Annotated in this window: 32 protein-coding genes and 1 pseudogene; 10 read left to right on the top strand and 23 right to left on the bottom strand. The window is 42.8% G+C overall.

All coding sequences use genetic code 11. The features are described 5' to 3' along the window. Positions 1 to 11: 11 nt before the first annotated feature. From SLH55_RS18100 to SLH55_RS18030, 15 genes are all read right to left on the bottom strand, one after another. Positions 12 to 296 carry a gas vesicle protein K gene (locus SLH55_RS18100; RefSeq protein ID WP_034764925.1) on the bottom strand — a complete coding sequence of 95 codons (285 nt, stop codon included), beginning with the start codon at positions 294 to 296 and terminating at the stop codon, positions 12 to 14. Beyond that, complete coding sequence (locus tag SLH55_RS18095; protein WP_219165512.1) at positions 262 to 528, bottom strand: gas vesicle protein; 267 nt, start codon at positions 526 to 528, stop codon at positions 262 to 264. The genes SLH55_RS18100 and SLH55_RS18095 overlap by 35 nt, the downstream gene beginning before the upstream one ends. 23 nt (positions 529 to 551) lie before the next feature. Beyond that, positions 552 to 1,358, bottom strand: coding sequence for a GvpL/GvpF family gas vesicle protein (locus SLH55_RS18090; RefSeq protein WP_320324185.1), 807 nt, complete (start codon positions 1,356 to 1,358; stop codon positions 552 to 554). Positions 1,359 to 1,368: 10 nt separating this feature from the next. After that, complete coding sequence (locus SLH55_RS18085) at positions 1,369 to 1,623, bottom strand: gas vesicle protein GvpG (RefSeq protein WP_044340210.1); 255 nt, start codon at positions 1,621 to 1,623, stop codon at positions 1,369 to 1,371. Then, positions 1,623 to 2,387 carry a GvpL/GvpF family gas vesicle protein gene (locus SLH55_RS18080; protein WP_219165514.1) on the bottom strand — a complete coding sequence of 255 codons (765 nt, stop codon included), beginning with the start codon at positions 2,385 to 2,387 and terminating at the stop codon, positions 1,623 to 1,625. Before SLH55_RS18080 ends, SLH55_RS18085 begins: the two co-directional genes overlap by 1 nt. A gap of 14 nt (positions 2,388 to 2,401) precedes the next feature. Beyond that, entirely contained in the window at positions 2,402 to 3,325 is a 924-nt protein-coding gene (gvpN, locus tag SLH55_RS18075; RefSeq protein WP_320324184.1) for a gas vesicle protein GvpN, read from the bottom strand. Positions 3,326 to 3,354: 29 nt separating this feature from the next. Continuing rightward, positions 3,355 to 3,621: a gas vesicle protein GvpO gene (gvpO, locus tag SLH55_RS18070; protein WP_034764910.1), complete on the bottom strand. Its 267-nt coding sequence runs from the start codon at positions 3,619 to 3,621 to the stop codon at positions 3,355 to 3,357. 80 nt (positions 3,622 to 3,701) lie between these two features. Then, entirely contained in the window at positions 3,702 to 3,962 is a 261-nt protein-coding gene (gvpJ, locus tag SLH55_RS18065) for a gas vesicle protein GvpJ (RefSeq protein ID WP_034764908.1), read from the bottom strand. A 21-nt stretch (positions 3,963 to 3,983) separates the two neighbouring features. Further along, positions 3,984 to 4,457 (bottom strand): gas vesicle protein GvpQ, encoded by a 474-nt coding sequence (gvpQ, locus tag SLH55_RS18060; protein ID WP_320324183.1) that lies wholly within the window; start codon positions 4,455 to 4,457, stop codon positions 3,984 to 3,986. A 24-nt stretch (positions 4,458 to 4,481) separates the two neighbouring features. After that, positions 4,482 to 4,973 (bottom strand): GvpT/GvpP family gas vesicle accessory protein, encoded by a 492-nt coding sequence (gene gvpT, locus SLH55_RS18055; protein ID WP_320324182.1) that lies wholly within the window; start codon positions 4,971 to 4,973, stop codon positions 4,482 to 4,484. Positions 4,974 to 5,023: 50 nt separating this feature from the next. Then, positions 5,024 to 5,284: a gas vesicle structural protein GvpA gene (gene gvpA, locus SLH55_RS18050; protein ID WP_219165518.1), complete on the bottom strand. Its 261-nt coding sequence runs from the start codon at positions 5,282 to 5,284 to the stop codon at positions 5,024 to 5,026. 340 nt (positions 5,285 to 5,624) lie between these two features. Continuing rightward, positions 5,625 to 6,218, bottom strand: a complete 594-nt coding sequence (locus SLH55_RS18045; protein ID WP_320324181.1) for a hypothetical protein — start codon at positions 6,216 to 6,218, stop codon at positions 5,625 to 5,627. A 9-nt stretch (positions 6,219 to 6,227) separates the two neighbouring features. Next, the gene (locus SLH55_RS18040) at positions 6,228 to 7,406 is read right to left on the bottom strand and encodes a ParM/StbA family protein (RefSeq protein ID WP_219165520.1); all 1,179 of its coding nucleotides are present in this window, start codon (positions 7,404 to 7,406) and stop codon (positions 6,228 to 6,230) included. A gap of 561 nt (positions 7,407 to 7,967) precedes the next feature. Then, the gene (locus tag SLH55_RS18035) at positions 7,968 to 8,744 is read right to left on the bottom strand and encodes a 3-hydroxybutyrate dehydrogenase (RefSeq protein WP_320324180.1); all 777 of its coding nucleotides are present in this window, start codon (positions 8,742 to 8,744) and stop codon (positions 7,968 to 7,970) included. Positions 8,745 to 8,763: 19 nt separating this feature from the next. Further along, entirely contained in the window at positions 8,764 to 10,050 is a 1,287-nt protein-coding gene (locus SLH55_RS18030; protein WP_320324179.1) for a GntP family permease, read from the bottom strand. 182 nt (positions 10,051 to 10,232) lie between these two features. Here SLH55_RS18030 and SLH55_RS18025 point away from each other — a divergent pair, with 182 nt between their 5' ends. Next, positions 10,233 to 11,108, top strand: coding sequence for a LysR family transcriptional regulator (locus tag SLH55_RS18025; protein WP_320324178.1), 876 nt, complete (start codon positions 10,233 to 10,235; stop codon positions 11,106 to 11,108). Between the two features lie 103 nt (positions 11,109 to 11,211). After that, entirely contained in the window at positions 11,212 to 11,613 is a 402-nt protein-coding gene (locus SLH55_RS18020) for a carboxymuconolactone decarboxylase family protein (RefSeq protein WP_320324177.1), read from the top strand. A gap of 340 nt (positions 11,614 to 11,953) precedes the next feature. On the opposite strand, the gene SLH55_RS18015 is transcribed toward SLH55_RS18020, so the two are convergent. Continuing rightward, positions 11,954 to 12,964 (bottom strand): NADP-dependent oxidoreductase, encoded by a 1,011-nt coding sequence (locus SLH55_RS18015; protein WP_320324176.1) that lies wholly within the window; start codon positions 12,962 to 12,964, stop codon positions 11,954 to 11,956. 183 nt (positions 12,965 to 13,147) lie between these two features. Between SLH55_RS18015 and SLH55_RS23285 the strand changes: the two are divergent. Then, positions 13,148 to 13,270, top strand: a pseudogene (locus SLH55_RS23285) (VOC family protein); the annotation flags it as partial. Between the two features lie 62 nt (positions 13,271 to 13,332). Here the strand turns inward: SLH55_RS23285 and SLH55_RS18010 are convergent. Next, entirely contained in the window at positions 13,333 to 13,962 is a 630-nt protein-coding gene (locus tag SLH55_RS18010; protein ID WP_320324175.1) for a hypothetical protein, read from the bottom strand. A 176-nt stretch (positions 13,963 to 14,138) separates the two neighbouring features. Between SLH55_RS18010 and SLH55_RS18005 the strand changes: the two genes are divergently transcribed. The 4 genes from SLH55_RS18005 to SLH55_RS17990 all read left to right on the top strand — a co-directional run bounded on the left by SLH55_RS18005 (position 14,139) and on the right by SLH55_RS17990 (position 18,623). After that, positions 14,139 to 14,825: a response regulator gene (locus SLH55_RS18005; protein ID WP_413787117.1), complete on the top strand. Its 687-nt coding sequence runs from the start codon at positions 14,139 to 14,141 to the stop codon at positions 14,823 to 14,825. Beyond that, positions 14,822 to 15,826 carry a sensor histidine kinase gene (locus SLH55_RS18000; RefSeq protein ID WP_320324173.1) on the top strand — a complete coding sequence of 335 codons (1,005 nt, stop codon included), beginning with the start codon at positions 14,822 to 14,824 and terminating at the stop codon, positions 15,824 to 15,826. The genes SLH55_RS18005 and SLH55_RS18000 overlap by 4 nt, the downstream gene beginning before the upstream one ends. Before the next feature lie 99 nt (positions 15,827 to 15,925). Next, the gene (locus SLH55_RS17995) at positions 15,926 to 16,687 is read left to right on the top strand and encodes an ABC transporter ATP-binding protein (RefSeq protein WP_219165530.1); all 762 of its coding nucleotides are present in this window, start codon (positions 15,926 to 15,928) and stop codon (positions 16,685 to 16,687) included. After that, the gene (locus SLH55_RS17990) at positions 16,677 to 18,623 is read left to right on the top strand and encodes an ABC transporter permease (protein ID WP_320324172.1); all 1,947 of its coding nucleotides are present in this window, start codon (positions 16,677 to 16,679) and stop codon (positions 18,621 to 18,623) included. The genes SLH55_RS17995 and SLH55_RS17990 overlap by 11 nt, the downstream gene beginning before the upstream one ends. A 50-nt stretch (positions 18,624 to 18,673) precedes the next feature. Here the strand turns inward: SLH55_RS17990 and SLH55_RS17985 are convergent, their stop codons facing one another. Both SLH55_RS17985 and SLH55_RS17980 read right to left on the bottom strand, forming a co-directional pair. Further along, entirely contained in the window at positions 18,674 to 18,799 is a 126-nt protein-coding gene (locus SLH55_RS17985; protein ID WP_268788410.1) for a hypothetical protein, read from the bottom strand. Between the two features lie 30 nt (positions 18,800 to 18,829). Then, complete coding sequence (locus SLH55_RS17980) at positions 18,830 to 19,297, bottom strand: hypothetical protein (RefSeq protein ID WP_320324171.1); 468 nt, start codon at positions 19,295 to 19,297, stop codon at positions 18,830 to 18,832. 277 nt (positions 19,298 to 19,574) lie between these two features. On the opposite strand from SLH55_RS17980, the gene SLH55_RS17975 reads away from it, so the two are divergent. Further along, positions 19,575 to 20,030, top strand: a complete 456-nt coding sequence (locus SLH55_RS17975; RefSeq protein WP_320324170.1) for a hypothetical protein — start codon at positions 19,575 to 19,577, stop codon at positions 20,028 to 20,030. A gap of 74 nt (positions 20,031 to 20,104) precedes the next feature. On the opposite strand, the gene SLH55_RS17970 is transcribed toward SLH55_RS17975, so the two are convergent. Both SLH55_RS17970 and SLH55_RS17965 read right to left on the bottom strand, forming a co-directional pair. Beyond that, positions 20,105 to 21,388, bottom strand: a complete 1,284-nt coding sequence (locus tag SLH55_RS17970) for an ammonium transporter (protein WP_320324169.1) — start codon at positions 21,386 to 21,388, stop codon at positions 20,105 to 20,107. Between the two features lies 1 nt (position 21,389). Further along, complete coding sequence (locus SLH55_RS17965) at positions 21,390 to 21,785, bottom strand: hypothetical protein (RefSeq protein ID WP_320324168.1); 396 nt, start codon at positions 21,783 to 21,785, stop codon at positions 21,390 to 21,392. A gap of 152 nt (positions 21,786 to 21,937) precedes the next feature. Between SLH55_RS17965 and SLH55_RS17960 the strand changes: the two genes are divergently transcribed. Further along, positions 21,938 to 23,404 (top strand): L,D-transpeptidase, encoded by a 1,467-nt coding sequence (locus tag SLH55_RS17960; RefSeq protein WP_320324167.1) that lies wholly within the window; start codon positions 21,938 to 21,940, stop codon positions 23,402 to 23,404. Between the two features lie 391 nt (positions 23,405 to 23,795). Further along, entirely contained in the window at positions 23,796 to 24,989 is a 1,194-nt protein-coding gene (locus SLH55_RS17955; protein ID WP_320324166.1) for an MFS transporter, read from the top strand. Positions 24,990 to 25,030: 41 nt separating this feature from the next. Here SLH55_RS17955 and SLH55_RS17950 read toward each other — a convergent pair whose 3' ends face one another. Both SLH55_RS17950 and SLH55_RS17945 read right to left on the bottom strand, forming a co-directional pair. Next, entirely contained in the window at positions 25,031 to 26,017 is a 987-nt protein-coding gene (locus SLH55_RS17950; RefSeq protein ID WP_320324222.1) for an HAAS signaling domain-containing protein, read from the bottom strand. Beyond that, complete coding sequence (locus SLH55_RS17945; protein WP_219165538.1) at positions 26,017 to 26,355, bottom strand: PadR family transcriptional regulator; 339 nt, start codon at positions 26,353 to 26,355, stop codon at positions 26,017 to 26,019. The genes SLH55_RS17950 and SLH55_RS17945 overlap by 1 nt, the downstream gene beginning before the upstream one ends. Between the last annotated feature and the right edge of the window lie 352 nt (positions 26,356 to 26,707).

Raw genomic sequence — 26,707 nt, 5'->3', positions numbered from 1 at the left:
CTTAACCGCTATTACATCAAGCTTCCTAAAGGGCCAAGATCTATGTTCAAGTCTTCTGCATCCAGACCGAATACCTCTTTTAACTCTTCCATTTTTTCTTCGAGATTCATAAGGGCAATCCCCAGATTCTCCACTTGTTCATCCGTTAACGTACCGCCTTCGACACGGCGCATGGCGTGTCGTTCGACGATTTGCCTTAATAGCTCCACGACGGTCAATACAAGCTGTGCCAAGCCTTGTTCCGCTTTTTCCGGGTCGAAATTAATCCGCCCATTTGTCCCGCTGGCCTGTTGCATGAATCAATCCCTCCCTTTCTTGATCGAATTGATCGGATGTACGCGTTCCCTGCTTATGCTGAACCAACGTCTCAACAGAAGAGATCAACACCCGCAAATCCAGATACACGAGATCTACCCCTGCGATGGATATAATCAAATCTCCCTTTATTGCCACACCTTTATCGAGAATGACATCTAAAATATCTATAAGGGCTATATCTTTATTCTCGATCGATTCTCTTACGGTCATATTTCTCATTCCTTATTTTGTGATTAAGAAAAACTAGAAAAATGATAGGGTGGCCAAGGGCCGGATGCTTCAATTTTCCAACCGGCGTGTCCCAATTCTTCTTCGTATTGCTTAATTTCCTCTACAAATTCATCCACATTGGAAACCGGCAGGAGAAACACACTGTTCCAAGCCATATGTTCTTGTCTGCCTGTGACATCCTTACTCCAATTTTTCTTGACGTTTCCGTGGAGAGAGTGCTCTTTCAGTTTTTCATGCACCTCTTCACAGAGGCGGTTTTTTTCGTTTTCCAGTTCCCGGTCAATCAGCTGATCGATCTTTTTCTTTTCAAAGAACTGCCTGCCCTTTGGTAATTCACTGATTTCTTTCCTTTTGGCTTCAATGGACGGATTGCTTTCGCTTACTTGCTTCTTCAACAGCTTATCGTCACAGTAAATTTTGACATTCCATTCTTCATTGCCATCGAGTTGTTGAAAGGTCGTTTCAAGTTTATTTCGATTGCCTTCGATCGTGTTCTTCAGACTTTCCTCATTTTTGTACAATGTACAAAACTTCAGGGGAATGATGGTATAGAGTTTCGACACCATCAACACGGTTTCATGATGATGGAACGCCTTTTCCTGAAGCCAGTCCATGTCGTTATCGACTTTTTCCTTGATCGACTCCTCTGAGTAATCATCGGCTGGCAGATCACAGACAATGGCGGTCACGGCTCCGATTTGAATCGTATACAGTTCATCTTCCCCATCAAATCCTTTCATGGGGGGAAGGGTTTCTTTATTTGCTTCTTCTGTCGGGATTAAGCCATATAGATAAAGTAAATCTCTCATCTGATCACCCTTATTTCTTTTTCGTTAGTTCTTCCCATTGCTCCATTTCCATCTGTTTCGCTATTTCATATCTTGTTAAGAGCTCATCTTCTTTTTCCTGGAATGCTTCCTCGGGGATTTCCCCTAATTCATACATCATTTGAAGCTGAATCAACTTTTGTTGAATGGTAGGAAGGTCGTATAATTCTTTATCCGCTTCTTCTTTGATCTTTTCACCGACTTTAATGACCAGATTAATTGGTGCGCTCACCAATTTATGGATCATCAGCCTTCCTCGACCTTTAATCGGATGTTGACGAAATTGTATGCCGGCCAAGGGCCGCTGTAGTTGAATTCGACCTTATCCTTCCACTTTTCATGTGCCTCGTTAACCTTTTGATCAAACAATTCTTCCTGATCCCGGTCAATTAAGAATGAAGCGTTGAGAAGCATTTTCTCACTTGAAGGATCATTTGCCTTTGCTGACACGGCTGATTCCTCAAGGGGTGCATAGACTTCCTGCTTAATCTCACTTTGCAGGGAAGCAAATAGCTTCTGAGCCATTCCGCCAAGCTGAATTCGGTCATAATACGCGGCCGATTCTGATTTCCCTTTAACGGCTGAGGCCATTTTTTCCACCTGCGGGTTATCCTTCACCATGGCTTCAAGCCATTCCTTTTTACCGATAACCTTTAAGCCCAGCTCGATTTTTCCCTTGATTGCCGGGAACAGAGTTTCGAACTGCGGATAAAGGTTTTCAAGCAGGGCCTCAACATCATCTGTCGACTTAAAGACATTTCCGAAGCTGATCGGGATGACCGTATCCTTTTGTTCCATGACCCGGGATACTGCACCTTGGTGCATCAACAAATTCTGCTTCTTTGGATGATAGATTTTCATCGGTACTTCTGCCGCTACCATCGCGGCATCTTTATATCTGATTGTGAACGTTTCGCGTTCCTCACCCTCTATTTCAATGGAACCAAAATGATCTTCCTGTTCCGTTTGAATGGCACAAAATATATATATCCCCATTTCTTCCTGACTCATTTTAAAACTCTCCTTTATTCCTCAGATACCCTCATTTTTTTACATTCATCTATAATCAATTGTTCTGCTTTTTCTTGTGAGTTTTCTCCGTCGATACATCGACTGACGCTGTGTGCTGCTATATCAATACATAGACGTTGAAAATCTGTATCCTTACCGTCTATGGGAATGTCTGATTCAATGGCGAGTCTTGCAATCATTAAGGAAGCACGCAAGCTCGGTCCGTTCATTTCGTTTGTACATTGATCGCGTAATGTTGAGATTAGTGTAGTAATCGCTCTTGCTTCACTCATCACCAAGTTAGCTTTTTCTGATACAATCTTCGCCTCTTGTTCTGCTCCCTTGTAATCTACGTTAATGGTGATTAACCGATCCAGTAGAGCATCCTGTGTTTGATAAACCCCTGCATACTCTGCAGGATTACTAGTAAAAATGATGGCAAATTCCGGATGTACTCTAATAAAGGGCTCAGTGAGCTTCGAACCATACAAAGGAATGATTCCTTCTTCCAAAATGGATAGGAAGATATTATTCGTCGTCGGCTGTGATCGTGTAAATTCATCGTATACAAGGGTATAACCATTCTTGACGGCTTCCAGTAAACGTCCGTCTCTCCATGTCTCTGTGACGCTTTCGTCCTTTTTATAAACGGATCGTACATATTGATCGACGACCTTTTTACTTGTATAACCCGTAAAATCACCGATTAAGTCTTTATTATTCAATTCGTGATTACCGTGCATGAGCATAACCGGTCTTTTTCTCTTTTTCGCAAGTGCGAGTGCAAGAGATGTTTTCCCGGCCCCGGAAGGACCTGTGAAATGCACAGGATATCCAGCTTTAAGGTACTGCAATGAGCGCGAAAGCAATTCTTTCGTTTCATCATCTTGTATTAATGCCCTGCTATCCTTTTTGATCCGTTTAGTTAAGACCGTCACGTACAATTCCCTCCTACTCGCTCAGGACACTACATTTCCTGTCCAATGGCACTTCTGTAACGGATATCCCTTCGTTTAAATGACGTAACTTCCTTTTCTTTATTAAGGAGAACATCATATGTTCCAAGCATTTCGTCTTTCGCATATTTCTTCATATATTCTTTTTCTTCAATCACTTCGACTTGCAGCTTCCAGCCTTCGTCTTCTGTCAGTTCCACCGACGTAATCTTATGGACCGGAGCTACATGTTCATTGAAGAAATCCGTCACACTGTTCATGATTTCTTTGATTACCATAGTTGCCTCCTACTGTAGATGAAGGGGAGGGTGCCAATAATGGCCCCCTTCATACACATATTCTTTTGCTGGCACTCCATTTAGATGCTGAACTGGGAGCTTCTTTCATTCTGTTGTGTAGCAAGACCGTTTTCCTCTACGTCATCCCGTAAGAGACCTACTGCCTCTGCATAACGCAACCATGTATCGACGCTTGCAATGACAACCCTTGCTTCAACTGTCAATATTTCAATTCCAACGACAGATACTCTTGCAAATGCGTCAATGACGATCCCTTTGTCTAGAATACGGTCGATGACTTCTGCTAAACTTGAACTGTTATTACTCTTTTGAATAGCCAATTGTTATTCTCCTTCCGGTGTTTAGGAACAGATTGTCTTAATGTCTTTTGAAGATTTAATATTTTCTGAACTTTTTATTTCAGTGGAACTCTTAATGTTAAAGGAGCTCTTGATGTCACTTGCTCCCTTAATATTTCCCACGCCTTTGATATTTGTTTGTTTATCATTTGATGAAGAAATTTTCTTTTGAAATTCTTCTCCTGCTTCTTTTGCATTCCCTAACTTTTCCCTTACGGAAAGCAGGACATCCTGTACTTTTTCCTTTGCTTCTTCTGCTTTGGTATGAACATTATCGGCATTTTTCTCTTTTGCATTCTCTAATTTCCCGGATGCTTCGTTGGCCTTTGATTGAATACCATTTTCCACACTGTTCACAAAGGTTTCTTTCGCTTTCTCTTTCAATGTATCTTTCACTTTCTCTTTCACAGGCTCCGGAGCATGGTCGTATGCTTTTTTAGCCATCTTCCCAACTGCTTTTTTTACAGGCTTATTCATGTAATGCCCCCTTTAGGGATGCGATTATTTCTTAGACTCCACCAGGCTGTTCAACATTTCTTCGATACGTTCTAAACGCTCATTCAAATTCTTGTTTTCTTCCTTGATCTCTTCTAATTCTTCTGATTGATTCGAAGAATCTTGATTGTTATCAGCTTTGGCATCAGCGTTTTCCGACGCCTCTTCTTTTTTCTTCTTAGGTGACAGCAATCCACCTTCGAGCCTGCTCATGTATCCGGTAGCGGATTGTCTAAGGGTGATGATAGCCTGCTCTGTCAAGAATTCCTGAGCGGACCTTCGCAGTTCTTTACTTGCCGCTTTCATCACATCTGATTTCCCTAGACTGTCCACTACTTTTTTTCCTGTACCAGGATTCGAAAGTAAGCCAATTCCTGCACCGACTACTCCACCGATAATCGCATAATTCATTGATTGTCTGTTTTCATTGGATTGTCCTTTCTTTTCATCAGTGCTCTTCGTTTCTTCTACCTGTTGACTGCTTTTCACTTCTGCCATATTCATCCTCTTTTCTATTAAAATAGTAAAACTATATTTCATTTACTTGTTTAAATGCTGAATGCTGTTCCTCTTTCATTTGACTGCTTGGTGAGACCTTCTTCCTGTACTTCGTCTCTCAGTAGCCCAACTGCTTCTGCATATCGTAACCATGTATCCACACTCGCAATGACAACCCGTGCTTCAACTGTCAGAATCTCGATCCCTACTAAGGAAACTCTGGCAAATGCATCAATGACGATTCCTTTATCCAGGATTCTATCGATTACTTCCGCGAGACTTGAGCTATCATTACTTTTTTGAATACTCATCGAATCTCTCCTCTATAATGGTTTTGCCAATGACGTGCTTCTATTCTGTTTAATCGGTGTTTACCTCGATTATGGCCCTGCATAAACTAGGTCATGGGAATCATTTGAAATAAACTGCCATTTTTTATACATGTTTTAATCAACGCAAGGCCCTCTGTAACATTTTTTTCTTAGAGATATATAAGATTGTGGGGTTGGAGTAGAAAATATAATTCAATTAAGACAAATTGATTACAGTTTCTAACTTTATTAGATGGTTGTATTTAAAAGGGAAGTGTGCTTTGAATCGGTCGCAAAAACCAAAAAAGAACCTGAAGCTTCATACGCTTCAGGTTCTTCTTTATTTATTCATTTGAGCAAGGAAGTCACCCAATAGATCGTCCATCGATTCTTCTTTGGGCTCTTCGCTGACCGTTTCCTGGGGTTTCATGGCACTGTCCCAGTCAAAGTTGTCCAATTCTTCATCTGTAGAGTATGAGCGCTCATCCACTACTTCTTCAGGTGAATCATCTATCACGTGGTCAAGGGACCATTCCCGCGAGGTATCGTGACTTGCTGCCGATTCTTCCTGAAGATAGAGAGCTTCATCGATATCTAATGAGCTACTGCTTATGGAAGCAAGCAGGGAGGCTGTACGCACCGGGTTGGAAAGCAGCTGGTACACGATACTCCCTAAGAGCGCTTCTGAATGTTCATGCTTTAACCAATCACGTTGGGACTTGTCCAGGCCCTTCGGAAGGGGGATCGTAATGGCTTCCCGCTGCTTGGAAATTGTATCATTCACACCGTTCAATACAAGCTCTGCAATCTTGCTTGAGAAATTTCGTTTTTCTGTTTCCTTCAGCTTTTGCAGATGCTTTAATACATGGTCAGGTGTATCAGAAGGAAGCCGAAACGTAATCGGCTGTCCCCTCGACATCCCTTTTTCTTTCATACCATCACCCTATTTGGTTTTCGCTAATTTTTGTTCGTCTTTCTGGGCTTGTTGTTGTTTTTCATTCTTTCTTGTGAAGTCCCCAATCAGCTTGTAGTAGGCATTGGCCATCATCCAGATGCTTTCCTTCTCATCTTCAAAGAAGTCGATATTGTACCCATCAAGATTATTATTAAGCGTTTTGATATATTCTTTCAGGACGCTTGATCCACCACCTATGAAGTAGCAGATTTCCGTTTGAGAGTTCTTTTGCCACATATTACGAAGGTGGCGGTATTGCTTCTTAGCCAGTTCAAGCATGATACGGTCCACAATGTCATGGACGCTTGTACGACTTCCTTTGACCATGATATGATTGCGATCATTTTTCTTCGTGATGATTTCCACCACATCGCGTCGGCTATCCAGCTCAATGCCGTGTCTTGAACGGATTTCTTCACGGATCAATTCTAGGGATTCAGAAACACCAAGGTTAAAGCCTTGAGCTTTATCATCGTCTACTTTTCGATCTTTGATGACCGCGATATCTGTTGATAATCCACCGATATCCTGAATCAAAATGCGCTTATCAATCAAATCTTTATTGATGATATTTGAATTATTATCCATCACAAGGTTGATAAAAGCAGCAAATCCTTCAGGATACACCTTCACTTCATCAAACTTGATATTTACTTTGATTCCTTGATAGCGGGGAGTGACAAGGAACTCGACCTGGTGAACAGAACCTAATAATCTTGAACGGTATCCAACATCTTTTCCTTCCTTCACCTCGCGAAGGGGAAGACCTGTTCCGAGCGTATAGTTTGCTTCTATTACATTATTATTCTTTTTAAATAGATCGTTGCGCGCTGCATCTAGAGCGATCGAAGCAAATAGCATAACCAGTGTTTGATCTTCTTCTGATTTACTGCTGCCCGGATCAAGTTCAGTTGAGTTATTACTCTTCGTTGCAAGATTACCGACACGGTAAATCGCATTATTGTCTTTCAAAGCAGGGGAGTGGACACGGATATGTATGCCGTCTAGTGGGTCTTGTGTATCCAGCTCCTCGATTCCGATGATCGGACGATCTTCAATATCCCTGGCGATGACGTTCGGAATATTCACCTCAGCGTCCATTTTTCCAAAAATACCTTTTAAAGAATCATTACCAACATCAATGGCTGCAATTCGAGAATTTGTCATTAAAATCATCCTTTCATACATGAGTAAGAATTTGTCAAAAAATTTCAACTCTTACTTTCAGATTAAACAATTTCTTGTCTCTGGTCAATCCTACTTTTCTATCGAAATTCAAAGAGACAGAACGAGAAATTGTATACGTTTTTGTATCGTTGTACACATATTTTGTACACATCCCTTTAAATTAACATGTGTACTAGTTTGTTTACATGTATACATTTTTGTCTACATTTGTATACGTTATTGTTTACTTGTATACATTTTTGTAAACTTTATGTTTTTTACATAATCTTACTTCGATTGGTGCTCATTCTACTACTCTATAAAACCAGGAAACTACCATATTTTTTACAATTGGAGATCGAGGGGAATGAAACTGGTGATTTAAGGAAACAGCAATGCACAAACAAAATAGGGAGAGTCGAATAGAGAAGAGGGAGAAAATTGTCGATTAAAGAAGAAATGTGAAAGAAAGGAATAGCTTTCTAGGGTGAGAACCTAGTAAAAGAGTATAAAAAGACTCCGACACTCCACGGTGCCGAAGCCTTCTGACCAATCATTCCATTATTGAGCTGTATATCCACCGTCGATGACAACGGCCTGCCCTGTCACGCTACCAGCTTTATCACTGGATAGGAACATGGCATAATCCGCAATCTCACTGACATCCAGTAAACGTTTTTGAGGGACTAAAGGATAAATGACTTCTTCCAGGACTTTTTCTAATGGAACATTGCGTGTCGTGGCAATGTCCTTAAGCTGTCCTCTGACGAGTGGAGTATCCACATAACCCGGGCAAATGGAATTCACTGTAATGCCAAATGGAGCAGTCTCAAGTGCCGCTACTTTCGTTAATCCGATCACACCGTGTTTAGCACTGTTATAGGCAGCTTTCCCGGCAAAACCTACTAAACCGTTGATGGAAGAGACATTGATGATACGGCCGAATCCTTGTTTCTTCATGATAGGAAGAACATGCTTGATGGCAACGAAAGGAGCCGTAAGCATAATCTTGATCATGAGCTCGAATTTCGCTGTCGGAAACTCTTCAATTGGTGACACATGCTGTAATCCTGCATTGTTCACGAGTACATCGATGCGTCCATATTGTTGGTAAGCTTTATCGATCATGTTCTGAATATCCTCTTCACTTGTTACGTCCGCTTTAAGGCCGATTGCTTCATATCCAAGGTCTTTAAGGTTTTCAGCTGCTGCCTTAACGCCTTCTTCATTCAGATCCGTCAGTACCACTTTACTTCCGTTTTCTGCATAGGATTTCCCTAATTCGAAACCAATGCCGCTTGCTGAACCTGTTATGACTACTACTTTATTTTCTACCATTTCCAAACACTCCTTTAAATTATATTAGACCGATGCTTGCCATAATGATCCCTGCTATCACTGCGATCGTAGGGATGACCAGGCCGACAATGAATACATCTTTATAACAGTCTTTATGGGTTACATTCGTTACGGCCAAAAGCGTCAGTAATGCTCCATTATGTGGCAGGATTGATGCACCTGAAGCAATCGATGCCATGCGGTGAAACGCTTCTGGGCTTATGCCCGTTGTCTGTGATAAGTGGTAATAGGTATCGCCAAGTGCCTGCATGGCAATTCCCATTCCACCTGAAGCAGAACCGGTGATCATGGCAAGGATCTGTACGATCAATGACTCAGAGATCAAGGGATTTGACGAGATTCCCAGTACTAGATCCGTGATGCGGTCAAAATCAGGTACACTCGTCACGACTGCACCGAAGCCTACTGCGGCACTTGTATTGATGATAGCCATCACAGAGCCTTTTGCCCCTTCATTGATGGAAGAAATGAATTTCTTGTATCGACTCACATTCATAATGAGGATCAGGACAATCCCAGCCAGTAAAGAAGGAATGGCATCTAATTTAATTCCGTTTAATAACACCACAACCAAAAGCAGTGGCAGGAGAGAAATGATCCAATTAGGCAATACTTGTTCCTCATTTTTCTCCTCAGATCCTGAACGATTGATTTCTTTGAATGTATCCCCTTTGGCTGCCATCTTTTTCTGCCTGCCGATAAGCCAGAGGTATCCCCCGATAGCCATGATGACGGATGCCACAACCCCCATCCACGAACCGGCCATGGGTGTCGTATGGAACGTCTTCATGGGAATTAAATTTTGGATTTGCGGTGTTCCCGGAACAGCCGTCATGGTGAACGTGAATGCACCAAGTACAATGGTCGGTGCAATAAGCTTCCTTGAGATATCCGCATTCCTGAATAAAGCCAAAGCGATGGGATAAATCGCGAACACCACGACAAAGAGACTCACGCCACCATAGGTCAGAACAGCCGAAGCGACTAGTACACCAAGAATCGCACGCTTCTCACCAATCATTTTAGTGATTTGGTAAGCGACGGATTTAGCAGCCCCCGTATCTTCCATCAGCTTTCCAAATATGGCTCCCAGTAAGAAAATCGGAAACCATTGCTTGGCAAAATTCACGAATCCCGCCATATACGTGTTCGTATACGCATCCATCAGATCCATACCGCTCATCAGCGCGACAATGCCTGCGACGATCGGTGCGATCCAAATAATGGACCATCCCAGATAGGCAAAGACCATCAACAGGATCAATCCTATTAAAATACTAAACAACTTCTTTCCACCCTTCTAAAGAAAACAGAACGAGAGTACACAACTTCGCTCCCCTCTTCCAACGTTTAAATAGTAAAAATTTTTGACGTATGAAAGTTTACTCCTCTCGTATTAATAAGTAAAATGAATTTAAACTATATTTACCATGCAAAAAAGTTATAGATTAAAAGGGAGAGATTCCATTGGATATACGCCAGCTTACTTACTTTAATGAAGTGGCAAAATATAAAAGTTTCACGAAAGCTTCAAATGTACTGCATTTATCACAGCCTACTCTCAGCAAAATGGTCCGGAGCCTTGAGGATGAGTTGGATATGGAACTGATCGACCGTTCTGCCCGTCAAATCGAACTGACGGAAGCGGGTGAAATCGTCTATGAGCAGGGTCAGGTTATCCTTGAATCTCTGGATCATTTATCCACTCACCTATACGATTTAATGAATTTAAAAAAAGGAAAAATCAAAATCGGGATTCCCCCTTTGATTGGCTTTTTGTTCTTTCCAAGTATTATAAAAAAATTTAAAACGTTATACCCGGACGTCCAAATACAGCTAAATGAATATGGGGCAAATAAGGTGGAAGAAGAGGTGGGAGGAGGAATACTCGACCTTGGGGTAGTAGTACTACCGATGGATGAAGAACAGTTTGATGTTGTCCCTTTCCTTTCCGAAAAGCATATGTTATTTGTCCACCACTCTCATCCATTAGCAGGAAAAGAGTCGGTGGAAATGAAGGAATTACATGATGAGGATTTCATCCTCTTCAGTGAAGATTTTGCGCTTCACGACAAAATCATCGATGAATGCAGAAAAGCGGGCTTCTATCCCAATATCGCCTATGAGAGCTCTCAGTGGGACTTTATAGGGGAAATGATCGGACAAAACCTCGGTATTTCGATCTTTCCTCAATCCATCTCCAAAAAAGTCAATCAAGACGTCGTGAAAGCCATCCCCATCATAAATCCAACCGTTCCATGGAATTTGGGGCTCATCACAAAAAAAGGGAGATACGAATCCTATGCTGTACGGGAGTTCAAGAAAATGCTGGATCCCCGATAAACCCATAATATTATTGCATACATTAAATAAGTATTATGTATTTTACGCATAGGTTCTGCAGCGATATAGTATACCTGTAAAACATATTCAGGAGGTATACAAGATGAATGAAAGCAGATATCAACATGGATTAGATAAACTGATGGAATACACACTGACAGAAAATAGGGATATTTCAACCCATCTGAAGATTTCAGAAGCGTTAGAGGATATCGCTCCCGATGTAGGAAAATACATCATTGAATTTGCATACGGTGATATCTATTCCCGTTCTGGATTGACGAACAAGCAACGAGCCATCGTGACCATCTCATCCCTCGTGACACAAGGAACGGAGCCTCAGCTTGAACTTCATATCAATACAGGGTTGACTGCGGGATTAACAGAAGAAGAAATCGTTGAGAGCATTACACATTTAATTCCTTATACCGGTTTCCCACGTGTACTTAATGCCTTGACCGTTGCGAAAAAGGTATTCGAAATGCGACGGGAGGAAAAACACTGAAAGAAAGAGGCTGGGACATAACTAAATCTATACACTCTAAAGACGAACAATGAGATTACGTGTTACACCGCTGCCCGATTCCGTGCAAGACTTCGCTTTCCTCGGGCGGAAGGCGAGCCTCCTCACAGCTTGCGCTCCTGCGGGGTCTCACCTATTCCGCTTTTCCCGCAGGAGTCTTCGTCTTGCACTCCAATCAACAGCTGGAACCTGCTTAATACATGGATTAAGCTCTAGCACTAAAAATTAAAAATCCGAACGAGATGGATTTTTTCAAACCACTCGTTCGGATTACTCTTTAGCTGAAACCCTTTTGTCCCAGCCTCTCACTTTATCAAAACGGTTACAAGGGCTTTTTCACCTCTAACACTACCTTACCCTTAGCTCTGCCCGTTTCGACGTACTGTATGGCCTCCTGAGCATCCTCAAGGGGGTAAACTCTATCCACCACAGGTCGTATTCTCCCTTTTTCCACAAGATCTTTGATTTTACTCAGCTGTTCCCCGCTCGGTTTCATAAACAAGAAGTGATAGTCTACGTTAAACTTCTGTTCAAGAGCGGTTATCTTTCTGCTCACAATAGAAAATACGATGCGTTTCAGTAAACCCAAGTTGTTTTCTACAGCGAATCTCCCATTTGGCACTGCCGAAACCGACACGATTTTACCGTGTGGTTTCACTACCCGGAACGAACGGTTCAAGGATTCTCCTCCGAGCGTATCAAATACCGCATCGAATCCCTTTAGAACTTCCTCAAATGGTTGTTCCCTATAATTGATTACCTGATCCGCTCCAAGGGATGAAACTAAGTCGTTCCCTTTTTCACTTGCCGTAGTCGCTACATACGCTCCCATTTCCTTCGCAAGCTGAATGGCAAATGTACCGACTCCCCCAGCACCTGCATGGATAAGGATTTTCTGATTTGGTTTAAGTTCGAGAATATCATGAAATGCCTGCCATGTGGTCAGACCTACCAGTGGAAGGGAAGCTGCCTCTACAAACGTCAAGCTGTCAGGTTTCAGCGACACATCGTCTTCATGAACAGAAAGATATTCAGCGAACGTGCCGATCCTCTTCTTCCGCGGCCTGCCGTACACTTCATCCCCCACCTGAAACTTATTTACTTTTGCGCCCGTTTGAATGACTTTCCCTGAGAAATCATTCCCCAGAATCAGCGGCATCTTATAGCTCAACAGCATTTTCACCTTTCCATCCCTGATCTTGAAGTCGATCGGATTCAGACTAGCTGCGTGAACCTCCACTAAAACATCATATTCTCCCACTTCAGGAACAGAAAGCTCCGTCAGCTCTAAAGGAGTGTTCTTTCCATACTTCTTTATCGTCATAGCTTTCATATACATCCTCCTATATAAAGTTTAAATGTTTAATCATATAAACGTATTATGTATAAATGAACTTCATCAGTCAATAAAATTGCATAGATAACTGTTCCCAATATTTTGTATAATGGTAGACATGACGCATTCGGGAGTAAATTGCATGTGAAAGATATTCATGTCAGTTACAAAGAATTGAAGGAAAAAGGAGTTTCATTCGTGGACGAGCCTCATCTAATTGCAAAGATGGATGACACGGAAACCTGGATGGTGTTCTTTATGGATACGGAGGGGAATACACAGGCGTTGGTGAGCGAAATTGAGGAGCTAAAAAGGAAAGAGGAAACCGTTAATAAGACGGAATCCTCTCTCTTTCAAATGGGAGATCACAAGCTATCTGTTTCAACGTTCTGTTCATCCACCTCATACGTTACATCATACTCCTCTGCTAGGACCTTCATATCCGCATGATACGCTTCCACAAGCCTGTAATACTCATCGACTTTTGCATTGGATTCTTCGATCAGGCCTTCATCCTGGTCTCTAATCGCCTTCTTCTCAAGAATAAGAGCATCATAAAAAGTCTGGGTCGCTGTCACAATCCTGTTCTTCATTTCTTCAAGCTCAGGAGTTCCCGCCTCAATACCCTTCGCTTCTTCCAACGCTTTCTCATAGGCAGGAATGGTGGTAGTGGTCAGCTCCTTATAAAGGGTTGGATCATCGATATAATTAACACCTGAGACAGTCGCCAAAGACTGAATAGCGGCGACTTCATATTCTGCCACCTTCTTGATATCTTCATTGATGAATTGAAGGATCGCTTTCTGCTTTTCGGTATCCGACATCTTTTCATTATCCTTTTCATCACTGACCAGCTCCACCTTTTCACTTTCCTTCTTCTTATCGGTGTCCTCCACTTTCTCTGATCCATCATCTTTATTGATTGAAATCTGCACATCACCACATCCACTTAACAGAACGCCTGATATGACTGCTAACCCAAGAAGATTCTTCATGATTTAATTCCTTTCTTATGCAATCTGGTCAATTGCTTTTAGAAATTAAATACCCAACTTTTGTAAAAATAATCTATATTTTTCTAAATGTTAGTGTCCCTTTCTTATGTCATATGGCAAACACACGCGATTTCCTATACAATTTATGTAAACAGCAAGATTGCGTGGTGACTGAATTGAAATTATTACTAATCGAAGATGATACTTCCCTGTTCAACGAAATCAAGGAAAGGCTCTCACAGTGGTCATACGAAGTGTATGGCATCACCGACTTCAATCATGTGATGCAGGAGTTCGCCGAAGTGAAGCCAGATCTTGTCATCATCGATATTCAACTGCCTAAATTTGACGGCTTTCACTGGTGCCGGATGATCCGCACCCATTCCAACGTACCGATTCTGTTCCTGTCCTCCCGCGATCATCCGACGGATATGGTCATGTCCATGCAGCTCGGGGCGGATGATTTCATCCAGAAGCCCTTTCATTTCGATGTGCTGATCGCAAAGGTTCAGGCGACCTTAAGGAGAGTGTATAACTATAACACGGAGCAGGTCAGCATCAAGACATGGTCCGGGGCAACCGTTGATTTTGAACGGAACACGGTGTCCAATGAATCGGGATCCGTAGAACTGACGAAGAATGAAATGTATATCTTAAAGCTTCTCATTGATCAAAAGAATAAGATTGTGAAGAGGGACGACCTTATCAACAACCTGTGGGATGACAAACGATTCATCAGTGATAACACGTTGACCGTCAATGTGAACCGCCTCAGGAAACGTCTTGAAGAAATCGGCTTGGGCCGCTTCATTGAAACGAAAGTCGGCCAGGGGTATATGGCCATTGAAGAGGATTCACCATGATCCGTACATACATATGGGAGCGGATAAGCTGGATATCGTTCGTGTTGATTCTTCATCTATTCTGGATCTTTATCGCCTTTATCGATACAGCCATTCCCTTACAGCCGATTCTTTACATGGTGTTTCTTTCCCTGCTCTTTTTTTCCGTGTTTGTTTTCATCCGGTACCAGAAAGAAACCCGTTTCTTCAAACGCCTGAAAGATTGGGACCATAATCTTCATATGACAGGGGTGGATGCCCCGGATTCCCCATTTGAAGAAATCGTCTCGGATAGTTTGTCTGAGCAGGCCTCCCTCCTTAGACAGGCTGCTTCCGAGAATCGAGTGATGGTCGAACAGGAAAAGGATGACCTGCTGTCCTGGATTCATGAAGTGAAGACCCCGCTGACGGCGTTGCATCTGATGATTGAGCGCGTGCAGGATGAGTCTTTAAGGTCTCCATTAAAATATGAATGGCTCCGGATCCACCTTTTATTGGATCAACAGCTTCATCAGAAGCGGATGACGTTCATGGAGAATGATTTATACATAGAGGACACGGATCTCGAGTGCGTTATTTTTCAGGAAATAAAAACGCTGCAGTCCTGGTGCATTCAAAAGGGGATCGGGTTTGATCTTCAACTGGGTGTCACGAACGTACTCAGTGATGCGAAATGGCTGGCGTTCATGATCAGGCAGCTATTGACCAATGCCGTTAAATACAGCACGGCATCGGACATTGTCATATCAAGTGAACTGCGGGATGGAAAAGTGACACTCACGATTCAGGATTCAGGCAGGGGGATCGACCCTCGGGATATGCCAAGAATCTTTGACAAAGGCTTCACCTCGACCCTCGACCATCATGATCATGCTTCTACCGGAATGGGGTTATATTTAACCAAACGGGTTTCAGAACCTTTACTTATTTCTTTGGGGCTCAATTCCAAACGGGGTGAAGGCACCACGGTCACCCTTACCTTCCCTGAGAAAAATGATTTCGTCCAACTTACCGGCGTGTGACAAAAATGTCACATGCTTTTCTATTTTGTTCGAACAATAAAAGGAAAAGAATCTTCCTGCTTTTTATAATAAAGGTATCAAATCAAAGGAGTTTTCGGAATGACCATATTAGAAGCAAGCAAACTTCATAAAAGCTATGGAAATAAATTTAATAAGCAGGAAGTGTTAAAAGGAATCGACCTCTCGATCCAAAAAGGGGAATTCGTCAGTATCATGGGGGCGTCAGGTTCCGGTAAGACCACCCTATTAAATGTTCTTTCCTCTATAGATAAAGTGAGTGAAGGATCGATTAAGATCGAGAGTAGTGAAATGACGACCATGAAAGAAAAACAGCTCGCACAGTTCAGGAAAAACCATCTGGGATTCATCTTTCAGGATTATAATCTCCTCGATACCCTGACTGTGAAAGAAAATATCCTACTGCCTTTATCCATCACGAAGACCCCTAAAAAAGAAGCTGACCAGAAATTCAATGACCTTGCTTCAGAGCTGGGAATTCTTGAGCTAAGAGATAAATATCCAAACGAGATATCAGGCGGTCAAAAGCAGCGGACATCAGCTGCCCGTGCCTTCATCCATGAACCAAGCATCATATTCGCAGATGAACCGACAGGTGCCCTGGACTCGAAATCAGCATCGGATCTCCTGAACAAGCTGAGCGACCTCAATCAAAAGCTGAAGGCGACAATCGTCATGGTTACACATGATCCCGTTGCGGCCAGCTACTGCAGCCGCGTTGTCTTCATTAAAGACGGGCAGATCTATACTCAGTTAACAAAAGGGGACCAGGAGAGACAGCATTTCTTCCGTGACATCATGAAAACACAAGGCGTACTCGGTGGTGTGCAGAATGAATCTTAATACCCTGATCTTCAGGAATCTGAAGAAGAACCTGAAGAATTATTACCTGTATGTATTCGCCCTCGTATTTAGTGTCGCCCTGTATTTCGCATTCGTGACCCTGCAATACGATCCATCCATGGATGCAACGAAGGGAACCATTAAAGGCGGGGCTGCAGTAAGGGCAGCATCTGTTCTGTTGGTCGCCATCGTCTCGATTTTCCTTTTATATGCCAATACCCTTTTCATCAAGAGAAGAAGTAAAGAAATTGGGTTGTTTCAGTTAATCGGTATGACAAAGAACAAAATCTTCCGTATTTTAAGCGTGGAGAATTTCATCCTTTATTTCGGTTCTTTGATACTTGGTATCCTGATCGGGTTTTCCTTCTCCAAGTTAATCATCATGATTTTGTTCAATATAACCGGTGTTAATGCGATTGCCACACTTCACTTCTCCACCAAGGCACTCATCCAGACCATTATTGTGTTCTGTGCGATTTACCTGTTGATCATGTTGATGAACTTTGTGTTCATCAAAAGACAAAGCATCTTATCACTATTCAGAGTCCGTTCTTCAACGGAAACGAAGGTGAAAAAAATGTCCAAGTTCGAAATCGTCATTGGGATTTTCGGTATCCTATTGATTGCTTCCGGATATTATGTCTCTTCCAAATTGTTTGGCGGCGACTTCTCGACCATGCCAGAGCTGTATGGTGCCATGCTCTTTATACTCGGCTCGGTGATTCTTGGTACCTATTTATTTTATAAAGGGTCCGTCAGCTTTATTTTCAATGTGATTCGTAAGAAGAAGGATGGTTACCTGAACATTAACGAGGTTCTGTCTCTTTCATCTATCATGTTCCGGATGAAATCCAACGCATTGCTTTTGACAATCATCACCACTGTATCCGCTCTCGCTATTGCTTTATTGTCTTTGAGTTATATTGGGTATTACTCAGCTGAGAAAACCGCTGAGAACAATGTACCGGCAGATTTTTCTTTAATAAACAAACAAGACTTCAATGATTTTAAAGACGCCCTTTTGAATAAAGGGATTGAATTCAAAAAAGAGGAAATCGAAGTCATCAGAGTTCTCGTCAACCTCGAAGACATTACGGACTCTGAATTCGGTGAACTGAACGGTTCACTGGACGCCATGCCTACTGCTGTCATCAGTGAAAAAAGTGTAGAAGGGATTGACGTAAAAGAAGACGAAACAGTCTTTACAGGCTATAGCGACTTACTTCAAAAGCTGATGCCACTAAAGGATTCCGGCATGACAGAGCTGAAAGGAAAAACGAAGAACATAAAGCTAGAATACATGGGAATGCAGGATGAATACCCGATCTCAGCGTGGTTTACAGGATTTGGTTCATCTGCGGTCATTGTCGATGACCATGTTTTCCAACAGCTAAAAAAAGATCTGGATCCAGAAATCCAGAGAGAATCCTCCCTTCATATCGGTGTGATCATCGAGAAGGAGAACGACTTAACGCAAGCTAACAAGCTCTTTCACGATTTAAATCTTGTGGAAAGATGGGGGAACGCATCACAATACGACATGAAAGCTGATCAAAAACAAAGCATGGGACTCACTATGTTCATCGTCGGATTCCTCGGCCTCACCTTCCTGATCACATCAGGCTGCATCCTGTACTTTAAACAGATGGATGAAAGTGAAGATGAGAAGCCGAACTATACGATTTTACGAAAGTTAGGTTTCACTCAAGGCGACTTGTTGAGAGGCATTCAAGCCAAACAGTTATTCAGCTTCGGGATCCCTCTCCTCATCGGACTTCTGCACAGCTACTTCGCGGTCCAGTCCGGATGGTTCCTGTTCGGGGCCGAAGTCTGGACGCCGATGATCATCGTCATGGTTTTATATACAGTGTTGTATTCAATCTTCGGTATTTTATCGGTGTTGTATTATAAAAAAGTGATCAAAGCATCACTATAATGGAAAGAGCCGTCCCTGTTATTGGGCCGGCTCTTTTATGTAGTGCGGGATTACTTCCTTTTCTGGCTCTTTTCTTTATTCATTTGCAGCTCTGCTGCATATTCTTCCTGGGATTTCCCTTGCTTAAAGCTCTCAGACTGGATTTTTTTGAATTTGTTATCGTTTTGATTTGGCATTTTTGTACACCTCCCTGCAACAGGGATAGTTTATCCTTTTGGATGAATATTATGCCCCCCATCATGCTCTTCAGCCATTTCAATCCCCTTCATATATTCAATCACCTCTTCAATATGATGAGTATACAGAAGGGTGGTTCGAAAATCATACATCGCCTCATCTTCTACTTTTAAATATTCCGTAATGGGGATAGTATTAAAGAACTTCCTCCATTTATACTTGCTTTCCATTTTCTTTGTTTCTTCCTGAATCCTTTCCCGGTCAATTTTCAGAACGGCAAAGCTGACGGCTTTGACTTCAGCATCCGGGAATATTTCGTGTAAAGGCTCGATCATTTCGTCAGATAACGTCGCTTCAGAAATCACCCCGATGTTATCTACTTCATACAAAAGCTGATCGGTAAGTCTTTCGTATACTCCCTCTTCCGTTTGTTCGTCGACAAAAATGGCTACGCAGTAATCCGCTTCTTTTTCCTTTGGCTTCTTCTTAAAAAACATCATTGCCGCCCCCTTTTATAGATCATTTTCCTGGTATTCTATTAAAATATCACATTAATCAAATGACAAAACCTGTCATGAACACATTTACCAAAAATAAACAGACGATGACCTTTCTATTTTGAAAGGATTATAAAAGAGGTAAATCTAAAGGCATACCATACGTTCTAAAAACCCTGTCCATCTCATGGGAAGGAGAAGAAGTAATTGATGGCGAATGAGTGATTGTAGTAAGTTTAACCACTTCCCACTCAATACTCACGTAAGGAGAACCGATATGGAAAATTCAATATGTACCAAACGAGAATGGCATAAGAAGCAAGCAATTGAAAACTTTAATGACTGCTGGAATTTGATTGAGAAAACGGACCGATCTCAAGATGATGATCTCAGAATGATTCATACCGCTCATGCCTCACGATTTCATTGGGGAGAAGTAGGGACTCCTGTCGAGTTTGCCAGAGGAGAATGGCAAATTTCGAGGGTATACTCTCTTCTTGGTATGTTCGAGAGTGCACTGTATCACGCAACCGTTAGTCTTAATTTCTGTAAGGAAAATAATATCCGCGACTTCGATTTGGCATTCGCCTATGAAGCGATTGCCAGGGCACATAGCATTGGAAATAATCTTGAATTACAGAAAAAATATCGTCGATTAGCTGACCAATCTGCCAAAGATATTGAAAAAGAGTCCGATAGAAACTATTTTATGTCTGAATTACAGCACCTGTAATTCAGACATAACAAAAAACAAAGCCAATGCTGGCTTTGTTTTTTGGTTCTCTATTATATGATTAAATCCAAAGATCATTCACGGTCAACTTTCTCTTCAATTTCGTCATACTGGTCCTCATAACGAATAAACTCATGCTCCTGATAAGCCGCCATCACCCCGTGATAACTGATGTCGAGGCCCATTTCTTCTTCCTCTTCAGTAGAACGGACAGGTATCCATAACCGGATAAGAGAAAGACCCAGCCAAGTCATGCCGAAGCCCCATACACAAAGGACGATCAAGCCCAGTAATTGGACACCCAAGAGCTCCCAGCTTCCGCTTGAGAAAAGGCCGCCATCTGTTGAGAATAAACCGACCGCAATGGTCCCCCATATTCCCGAAACACCGTGAACCGGAAACGCTCCAACCGGGTCATCAATCTTCCTTGCATCCAGCCATTCTGTAGCAAACAGCATGAGAAGTCCCGCTACGGCTCCGATGAAAATTGCCGCCTCATCACTGACAAACGCGCAACCAGCGGTGATTCCGACCAGCCCTGCCAGTGAACCATTGATGACGGCAGCGGCATCGGACCGTTTATAGCGGAATAACGTGTAGAGAAGGGTTGCAGCTCCCCCTGATGCAGCTGAAAGCATGGTCACCACGGCAATATGACCGATCTTCACATCCGTCGCGCTCAGCGTACTTCCGGCATTGAAGCCGAACCAGCCAAACCATAATAAGAACGCTCCGACAGAAGCGAGGGGCAGATTACTGGGAAGAGCAATGGTGCTGGTACCAAGTGATGTGTATTTCCCTTTGCGTGGACCGATGAACATGGCCGCTGCCAACGCGGAAAACCCGCCGAGGGCATGGATGACCGCAGATCCGGCGAAGTCCATCATCCCAAGGTTTCCAAGCCATCCGCTCCCCCAAACCCAGTGCCCGCCAATGGGATAAATGAAAGCCGTCATCAGGACAGCATACAGAATATAGGCGCGGAAGTTGATCCGCTCAGCAACCGCTCCCGACACAATGGAAATGACCGCAATGACAAACGCCGCCTGGAACAACCAGAAGGTATCAAGAGAAATAGTGAAGTCCAGATGACTCAGATCCCCCTTCAGCGTGAAACCGCTCGTGCCGATCATCCCGAGAACATCACTTCCATACATAAGGCCGAATCCAATGAAATAAAAGCACAGTGCCCCGATCGTGATGTCGACAAAGACCTTCATGATGATATTGACATTATTCTTATGCCTCACAAACCCTGCTTCTAAAAGGGCAAATCCACCCTCCATCAAGATGATCATGGCTGCCGTCAAGACGACCCAGATTGTATCCATTCCAGCATTTAGTGTTTGAATCGTCATCTTAAACCTGTCCTTTCCGGTATTGAAGTATCTCTTCCGTCATCGCACTGGACACTTCCAATTCTTCAGAGGAATGGTCCCTGCACGAAGATATGATTCCTTCAATCTGCTTGATGCGGTTCTTGATCCCATTAATTTGTTTCAATCGATCCTTCACATGTACCATATATTCCACGGCCTGATGATGATTGGGGGGACGACTTGCAAAAAACTTCCTGACAGGTGATAACGAACGGTAAAATGTTTCTTCAGCCCGCTTTTTTTCTTCGTATTTCCTGATTTTTTGTTTCAGCTCATCGATCTCTTGCTCTCTATGATTCTTGATATCTTGCAGCACATCTATAAGTTCATCACAAGCAAAATCCAACTCCCGATTTAATTCATCACGGATTTTCATGTAAACTCTCCTTACAAATCAATGTTATGTTTTCTAACATAATATCAATTTACTGAAAATTTGTACAGATAAAACCATCCTGGCTCACGTTCTTTTTTCCTATTCACCAAAATATAAATGAATGGAGGCAAACCAGAATGAGGAGGGGAAATATGGAACGGTTTGACAGCCATCTAAAAAAGAATCTGTTGCATATCCATAAGAATGTTTACCTATCGAAAAGCGATGAACAGTATCACGAGAAGATTCTTCGTTATCATGACCCTTCCTCTCCGGAAGCCCATTATCTCCTGGGACAAAAAATGGAGCAAAAAGGTCTGTTGGTCAAGGCATATAAACATTATCAGGCAGCAAGCGGGGTATATTCCCCTTACTACTTTAAAGCCAAACAGGCATGCAGGCTTCTTGAGGATCAAATCAGCGGGGAAATGGGACAAGTTCAGAAACCAGACAAAGCCATTCTTCCCCTTTATGTAAAGATCATATTGTGCACGCTTCTTTTCATCAATGTGTGTTTATTGATTCTGTTATTTTTATTCCCTTCATTGAGCAGTACCATTTCATCCAGCCTAAAAGTGTGGAGTACCGGAACAAATGTCGTGTACGAGACAGAAGAAATTCCTTATGTCATGTACTTCCCGATAGACACCCCAAAGGATGAAATCGAACAATCCCTCCATGACGAGTCGATCCGTATTGGCAAGAATGAAAAAAACAAGACCATTCTACTTTATGGTGTTAAAACGACTGATCCAAAGCTATCCTTGAAAGTCCTTCCGTTAAAAAGCGACTCGGTTAGGGAAAGTTCCTTCGTAAGGGCAGAGTACAATTCAACGTTAAACGAACCGGTGAATATACGTTTTTTTAATCAAAGCAAGGCAGCATCCGCAATCGATCCATATCCCCTTCAATTGATCGGTGCCAATTTAGTTCGAACTGCCTTGCAGTCCTATATGGAGGACAAGGGGTCTCCTCCAGAAAGCATCGATCAACTCGTCTCAGATTACCCTCATAATTACCTGAGCTTTATTCCGAACGAGTTCAGAACCGGTTCAAACGCAATTTCCAATCGTTTTTCAGGTGCGGGTGGTTGGGTGTACAATCATGAAGCAGGGACCCTGGCCGATATGTTTTATCCAAATATCCCTGTTTCTACACCTATTCCCTTCACCCCCGTAAAAGTAGACATCAACAAACGAACATTTTCACTCGTTGTCAAAGCTCCGCCGTACATTGTCTCGTCACACTCAATCGGGATCGGAAAGCACGACTCCACTCCCACAGGACATTTTCCGATTCGTAACCGCGTCCTGGAACCATTCGGGGAACATCCCGACATGTTCGGTTCCGCTGCCCTTGGAATGGGGGATATCGCCATCCACGGGACCCTTGATGAAACGTCTATCGGAAATTCTTTGTCACATGGATGTATCCGCCTTGTGAATCCAGACATTGAAGCGATATTTGACTTCGTTCCTAAAGGGGCGGTTGTGACAATAGATAACAAATCGCTGGATCGTGACCTGAAACCTATGACGGACAGCCTGGATCCCCTATATCCCGATGAACGTCCGTTAAATAAACAGTCTACGACGACAATATTTGACTGGGCAGGATGATCAATCTTGTCCCTTAAGGCAGTTACAGAGATAAAACCCAAAGACCATACTCTATTGATTTGGTCTTTTTCCTATGAAAGGATAACGAGGTATTACTCATACTTGAAAAAGGTAGAATCTATTCACTGTCCTTGTTGATAGATACGTATTTTCACAGAGATGGACATGCTGTCTTTGCGTAAATTGGAGTATAACATCGACCAAAAATATTCACCTGAAATCTTTTGTTATTAAGCTTTTCAAACATGACAAACAAAACCTGGTTTCACCAGGTTTTGTTTGTTTTTACCTTTTTTCATGCGGGCTACCTGTTTAAAAATATTTTATGGTATGATGATTAAATTGTTTGCCCATTCATTCCATTGGTATTCAACTAAGAAAAGAGGTAATTATGAAAGAAACATCATTATCCAAACAACATTGGTTTCTCATCTTTACACTTACATTGTTAACATTTGTTCTCGGGACAAGTGAATTTGTCATCGTCGGGATCTTAACGGAGATTTCTTCAAGTCTCCATATAACGAATGCAAAGGCAGGAACGCTCGTTTCAGCTTTTGCCATTACATTTGCCATCGCCACCCCCATCGTGATGTCTGCAACAAGTCATTTTCCTAAACGGAAATGGATGTTGTTTCTGATCGGATCATTCATCGTTTTGAATGCCCTATGTGTGATTTCGACAAGCTACGTCATGCTCATGGCTCTACGAATGCTCACGGCCATTGTGACAGGCGTATTGATCTCCCTTGCCATGACCATTGCCAGTGAAGCCATTCCCGTCACGAAACGAGGAGTCGCCATCTCATTCGTTTTCGGCGGATTCACCATGGCCAACGTGGTTGGAGTACCGATCGGCACGGTCATTGCCGAATGGTACAGCTGGCACGGCACATTTCTATTAACAACGTTACTTGGTGTAGTGGCCTTTGTGGCATCGTTCTTGAATTTACCGGGTAAGCTCAGTCAATACCGCAGCTCCATGCGCGATCAATTCTCGTTATTGACCCATCCGCGCATCCTGATGGCTTTCTTCATTCCATCCCTTGGATTTGGTGCGACCTATGCTGTGTTTACGTATCTCGTACCCATTTTGAACATGATGGAAGCCCCGGGCAGCTCCATCAGCTTGATCCTGTTCGCCTACGGTTTCATTTCCATTTTCAGCAACATCCTTGCTGGGAAGATTGCGAGTCACAATGCCATCGGGAGACTTCGATTCGTTTTCCTTATTCAGGCGTCGGTCCTGTTCGCCCTGTACTTTACGACGGATCATTTCATTATCGGTTTAATCAACATTGGCTTGATGTCCTTGATGGCCATCCTCCTGACGACATCAACCCAGCTCTACTTGATTGACCTCGCAGGTGTGTATCAGCCGAAAGCGACGGGACTTGCCGCTTCCCTGATGCCCGTTGCAAGTAATGTCGGCATCGCCATGGGATCGGCACTCGGTGGCCTTGTCTATCATCAAGGGCCATTGATGAATGTGACACTCGTCGGTGGTGTTGTGGCCATATGTGCGAGTCTGCTGACATTCTTGAGTTATCGTTTGGACCAAAAGCAGGGGACATTGGCATCATAAGCGTAAAAAAAGGTTCTGATCAACGGATCAGAACCTTTTTGTCATTTATAAGCTTTTTTAAATCCTTCGTAACTGTTAATCACCGCAGATACCAATAGGGCAACCGAGATAGTGAGATATAGCCACTGGAAGTTGAAGGACTCGTTGGAGATTGTCTGTATCCTATCCATAAATTCAGGGTTCAATACATCCATATTCCTGAACATGAACATAAAGGCCGCAACGGGAATGAGCTGAAATACTGCATTCATGGCAGCAAGCTTTCTTGTCCAGACACCATCTTTCCATTTCCTTAGAAGCAGGAAAAGTTCCAAGACAATCAGGAACACAACCAACGGCCAGTATCCGATAAGGACATCCTGGTCAAAGATGGGGGTGAACCCTCTACCGTTGTCACCCTTTTCATATAATCCCAGAACACTCGCAGCCTTAAAATAACAAGTTGCCCAAATGACCGTCCAAATCAACCCGCCGAATATCTCCAATTTGGAAATGCGTTTTTCTTTTGGGATATAGGGGATGTCTTTTAAATCATCCGGCGTCCACTCCTTGCCTTTGATAGTGAGCGGTACCTGGCTGTCAGTAGTGACGGTCCTCTCAATGACGACAAACGTGATGGTGAGCCAAAAGAAGACCTGCATTCCAGTGCCGATGACCTCGACGATCCCATTTCCTGCAATGGAGAGGACGACCTCGACGGGATTAGCTCCCCCGGAATAGTCCAAAATGGAGGATGCTGCTAACACGATGAAGGTAATGGCTGCGGAAATCGGAAGGATTATTTTCAAAAGGCTGATGTACAGGTCATAATATCTCGGTCCGATCAGATGCATCGGCCTGTCTTGATAATTCGATGCTAAAACAGCAGGGTCCCCGAGAGATACCAGTACCTCTCTCACATCATTTTCTGTATAATCCTCCGGCAGCATATCCTCAATCGAGGATTTCAATTCCAGGGCAATATCCTCCCGATTCTTCTCGGGCAGCCTTCGCATCACTTCTTGAATATAAAGCTCAACAAGCTTCATCATTCCTCTTCCTCCTTTAATAATATCGCCAATTCCCCGTACATTTTTTCCCACTCCGTCTTTAACTGGGCCAAAATTTCGGCACCATATTCACTCAATACGTAATACCTTCTCGGCCGGCTTTCCGTCCGGTCCCAGCTGCTTGTGACCAATTCCTGCTTCTCCAAACGCCTCAGGAGCGGATAAAGTGTACTCTGCTCCATTGAAATCCCGCTTTTCTCCAATAATTGGACGAGAGAGTACCCATACTGCGGTGTCCGCAATTGACTCAATACGGCCAGGGTCAATGTTCCCCTCCGCAGCTCCGTCGTCAAAGATGTCAGCAGTGACTTATCCATATGTTCACCTCATAGTTCGTTTTATACTGTGTGTCGTACACTATATGCTTTATACTATGTATCATACACTATGGACGTGTATGAAAGAAAGATAATTTTGAAATGTTCATACTAAAATATTCAATCTGACCGCATTCTACTGCTTTAATCAGGCAAAGATAGGTATTATTCAGCTCTGTGTGAGGTATGGTTCACCTCTCTACTGCTAGTTGAGCTAAAAATGGGAAGGGATTGCGTCATTTTCCTGATGGATTGCGTCATTTTTTTATTATTTGCGTCATTTCGGCCCTTAATTGCGTCATTATTTATTTCATTGCGTATTTTTACATATATTAGGGAAAGTTTCATTCAT

The organism is Rossellomorea sp. YZS02 (genome assembly GCF_033963925.1).
Lineage (GTDB): Bacteria > Bacillota > Bacilli > Bacillales > Bacillaceae_B > Rossellomorea.
The sequence above is the reverse complement of the archived record's forward strand: the minus strand, read 5'-3'. Positions and strand labels throughout refer to the sequence as shown.

Coding starts and splice junctions, on each gene's coding strand:
- SLH55_RS18100 (WP_034764925.1), bottom strand. CDS start 296: ATGCAACAGGCCAGCGGGACAAATGGGCGGATTAATTTCGACCCGGAA.
- SLH55_RS18095 (WP_219165512.1), bottom strand. CDS start 528: ATGACCGTAAGAGAATCGATCGAGAATAAAGATATAGCCCTTATAGAT.
- SLH55_RS18090 (WP_320324185.1), bottom strand. CDS start 1,358: ATGAGAGATTTACTTTATCTATATGGCTTAATCCCGACAGAAGAAGCA.
- SLH55_RS18085 (WP_044340210.1), bottom strand. CDS start 1,623: ATGATCCATAAATTGGTGAGCGCACCAATTAATCTGGTCATTAAAGTC.
- SLH55_RS18080 (WP_219165514.1), bottom strand. CDS start 2,387: ATGAGTCAGGAAGAAATGGGGATATATATATTTTGTGCCATTCAAACG.
- gvpO (WP_034764910.1), bottom strand. CDS start 3,621: ATGGTAATCAAAGAAATCATGAACAGTGTGACGGATTTCTTCAATGAA.
- gvpQ (WP_320324183.1), bottom strand. CDS start 4,457: ATGAATAAGCCTGTAAAAAAAGCAGTTGGGAAGATGGCTAAAAAAGCA.
- gvpT (WP_320324182.1), bottom strand. CDS start 4,973: ATGGCAGAAGTGAAAAGCAGTCAACAGGTAGAAGAAACGAAGAGCACT.
- gvpA (WP_219165518.1), bottom strand. CDS start 5,284: ATGAGTATTCAAAAAAGTAATGATAGCTCAAGTCTCGCGGAAGTAATC.
- SLH55_RS18045 (WP_320324181.1), bottom strand. CDS start 6,218: ATGAAAGAAAAAGGGATGTCGAGGGGACAGCCGATTACGTTTCGGCTT.
- SLH55_RS18040 (WP_219165520.1), bottom strand. CDS start 7,406: ATGACAAATTCTCGAATTGCAGCCATTGATGTTGGTAATGATTCTTTA.
- SLH55_RS18035 (WP_320324180.1), bottom strand. CDS start 8,744: ATGGTAGAAAATAAAGTAGTAGTCATAACAGGTTCAGCAAGCGGCATT.
- SLH55_RS18020 (WP_320324177.1), top strand. CDS start 11,212: ATGAATGAAAGCAGATATCAACATGGATTAGATAAACTGATGGAATAC.
- SLH55_RS18015 (WP_320324176.1), bottom strand. CDS start 12,964: ATGAAAGCTATGACGATAAAGAAGTATGGAAAGAACACTCCTTTAGAG.
- SLH55_RS18010 (WP_320324175.1), bottom strand. CDS start 13,962: ATGAAGAATCTTCTTGGGTTAGCAGTCATATCAGGCGTTCTGTTAAGT.
- SLH55_RS18000 (WP_320324173.1), top strand. CDS start 14,822: ATGATCCGTACATACATATGGGAGCGGATAAGCTGGATATCGTTCGTG.
- SLH55_RS17995 (WP_219165530.1), top strand. CDS start 15,926: ATGACCATATTAGAAGCAAGCAAACTTCATAAAAGCTATGGAAATAAA.
- SLH55_RS17990 (WP_320324172.1), top strand. CDS start 16,677: ATGAATCTTAATACCCTGATCTTCAGGAATCTGAAGAAGAACCTGAAG.
- SLH55_RS17985 (WP_268788410.1), bottom strand. CDS start 18,799: ATGCCAAATCAAAACGATAACAAATTCAAAAAAATCCAGTCTGAGAGC.
- SLH55_RS17980 (WP_320324171.1), bottom strand. CDS start 19,297: ATGTTTTTTAAGAAGAAGCCAAAGGAAAAAGAAGCGGATTACTGCGTA.
- SLH55_RS17975 (WP_320324170.1), top strand. CDS start 19,575: ATGGAAAATTCAATATGTACCAAACGAGAATGGCATAAGAAGCAAGCA.
- SLH55_RS17970 (WP_320324169.1), bottom strand. CDS start 21,388: ATGACGATTCAAACACTAAATGCTGGAATGGATACAATCTGGGTCGTC.
- SLH55_RS17965 (WP_320324168.1), bottom strand. CDS start 21,785: ATGAAAATCCGTGATGAATTAAATCGGGAGTTGGATTTTGCTTGTGAT.
- SLH55_RS17960 (WP_320324167.1), top strand. CDS start 21,938: ATGGAACGGTTTGACAGCCATCTAAAAAAGAATCTGTTGCATATCCAT.
- SLH55_RS17955 (WP_320324166.1), top strand. CDS start 23,796: ATGAAAGAAACATCATTATCCAAACAACATTGGTTTCTCATCTTTACA.
- SLH55_RS17950 (WP_320324222.1), bottom strand. CDS start 26,017: ATGAAGCTTGTTGAGCTTTATATTCAAGAAGTGATGCGAAGGCTGCCC.
- SLH55_RS17945 (WP_219165538.1), bottom strand. CDS start 26,355: ATGGATAAGTCACTGCTGACATCTTTGACGACGGAGCTGCGGAGGGGA.